The sequence below is a fragment of the Komagataeibacter kakiaceti JCM 25156 genome (assembly GCF_000613305.1).
This window is the reverse complement of record NZ_BAIO01000365.1, coordinates 1-2,391: the sequence shown is the minus strand read 5'-3', so window position 1 is coordinate 2,391 and position 2,391 is coordinate 1. Positions and strand designations below refer to the sequence as shown.

1 protein-coding gene and 2 pseudogenes are annotated in these 2,391 nt (G+C 64.8%); all 3 read left to right on the top strand.

The features are described 5' to 3' along the window. Window positions 1–126 (top strand): annotated as a pseudogene (locus JCM25156_RS32395) (Sec-independent protein translocase protein TatB); the annotation flags it as partial. 4 nt (window positions 127–130) lie between these two features. Next, a pseudogene (gene tatC / locus JCM25156_RS24550) lies at window positions 131–938 on the top strand (twin-arginine translocase subunit TatC). Beyond that, window positions 938–2,209 carry a serine--tRNA ligase gene (gene serS, locus JCM25156_RS13815; RefSeq protein WP_025813548.1) on the top strand — a complete coding sequence of 424 codons (1,272 nt, stop codon included), beginning with the start codon at window positions 938–940 and terminating at the stop codon, window positions 2,207–2,209. The pseudogene tatC and the gene serS overlap by 1 nt, the downstream one beginning before the upstream one ends. Window positions 2,210–2,391 lie beyond the last annotated feature (182 nt).

The window sequence follows — 2,391 nt, the reverse complement described above, 5'->3', positions numbered from 1 at the left end:
CCCCGCACGGCGCGGCGCATCGCGGCGGAGATGCCCCATCTTTCCCCGCCCGCCTTCCTGCCGCCGGTCAGGGTGATCCACGCAGGGCGGCGCATCTGCGTTACGGCGGGCGGGCAGGACCAGTAACGCGATGGACGCAGGAGACAGGACCCTGAACGAGGATTCGATCAACGACCAGCCCATGCCGCTGCTTGAGCATCTGGTCGAGCTGCGGCGCAGGCTGCTGTGGTCCATGGCAACCTTCGTGGTGTGTTTTGCCATTTGTTACTATTATTCCGAACAGATCTATTTCTTCTTGGCCCGGCCGCTCGGCGCATCATGCGCCAGAAGGGCGAACAGCCGCACCTGATCTATACTGCGCTGTACGAGGCATTTTTCACCTACATGAAGGTCGCCTTCTTCGGCGCGGCCTGCCTGTCCTTTCCCATGATCGCGGTGCAGGCGTGGATATTCATCGCCCCGGGGCTGTACCGCAGTGAAAAGCGCGCCTTCGCCCCCTTTCTGGTCGCAACGCCGGTCATGTTCGCCATAGGGGCGGCGCTGGCCTATTATTTCATCTTCCCCGCCGCGTGGAAGTTCTTCCTGTCGTTCCAGACGGCGGACGGGCAGGACGGCCTCCAGATCGAACTGCAGGCCAAGGTGTCGGAATACCTGTCGCTGGTCATGAAGCTGATCCTGCCTTCGGCATGGCGTTCGAGCTGCCGGTGGTGCTGACGCTGCTGGCGCGCGTGGGGCTGGTGACCTCAAGGGGGCTGGCGAAGGTGCGGCGTTACGCCTATGTGGGCGCGTTTGTCGTCGCCGCCATCCTGACACCCCCCGACGTGATTACACAGACCGGGCTGGCCGTGCCGCTGATCGGGCTGTACGAGATTTCCATTCTTTGCGCCCGCCTTGTCGAGCCGCGCAATCCGCCTGAAGAAACCGAGGAGACCACCTGATGCATGACCTGCGCGCCCTCCGCGCCGATCCGGAGGGTTTTGACGCCGCCCTGAAGCGACGCGGCGAGCCCGCCGTGGCTACCGCCCTGCTGCTGCTGGATCGCGACCGTCGCGCCGCCGAGACGGCCCTGCAGGAACTTCAGGCCCGCCGCAAGCAGATCTCGAAGGAAATCGGGGCGCTGCGCAGGACCGGCGGCGACAGTTCGGCCCTTGAGGCCGAGGTGGCGTGCGCCAAGGCGCGCATGGAGGAATTCCAGACCCAGGTGGATGATCTGGACGGTCGTATTCGCGGCACGCTGGAACGCCTGCCCAACCGGCTGGACGCCAGCGTGCCCGATGGCGCGGATGAAAGCGCCAACGTGGTGGTTCACCAGCACGGCACGCCACGGGAATTTCCGTTCACGCCGCGTGAGCATTTCGAACTGGGCGAAGCGCTCGGCCTCATGGATTTCGAGACCGCGTCCCGCCTGTCCGGCGCGCGGTTCGTGGTGCTGCGCGGGCAGCTTGCGCGCATGGAACGCGCGCTGGGCCAGTTCATGCTCGACCTGCATACAGCCGAGAACGGCTATGTCGAAACCAGCGTGCCGGTGCTGGTCAATAACGAGGCCATGTACGGCACCGACAAGCTGCCCAAATTCGCGGACCAGTCCTTCCGCACGGAAGATGGCCGCTGGCTGATCCCCACAGCCGAGGTGCCGCTGACCGCCAGCGTCGCGGGCCAGATCCTGCCCGCGAGCGAACTGCCCCGGCGCAATGTCGCCCTGTCCTCATGCTTCCGGAGCGAGGCGGGGGCCGCCGGGCGCGATACGCGCGGGATGCTGCGCCAGCACCAGTTCCAGAAGGTGGAGATGGTCAGCATCACCACGCCGGAGGAAAGTGACGCCGAACTCGAACGCATGACCCGCTGCGCCGAGATGGTGCTGGAGCGGCTGGGCGTTCCCTATCGCCGCATGCTGCTCTGCGCGGGGGATACCGGCTTTGGCGCGGCCAGGACATTCGACCTGGAGGCCTGGCTGCCGGGGCAGAAGGCGTGGCGCGAAATCTCGTCATGTTCCACCACGCGCGATTTTCAGGCCCGGCGCATGAACGCCCGCTACCGCGCGGCGGATGGCAAGCCCGCCTTTGTCCATACCCTGAACGGCTCGGGGCTGGCGGTGGGGCGCACGCTGATCGCGGTAATGGAAAACTACCAGAACGAGGATGGCGGCATTACCGTGCCCGACGTGCTGCGGCCCTATATGGGGGGCGTGGAGGTCATCCGCGCAGGCTGAGCCTCAATGACTCATAAGAAAGTTTGGTGAAGCTTTTTTCAAAAAGCTTCAGGAGACGCCTGACCTTTTTGAAAAAAGGCAGCGCCCGAAAACGTTTACTGTTTTTTATGAACCCGTGACCGCGGGGTGACTTCCGGCTTCAGGAAACTAGCGCCGCCTGCGCGCCGGGCGCCTGCCCTGCG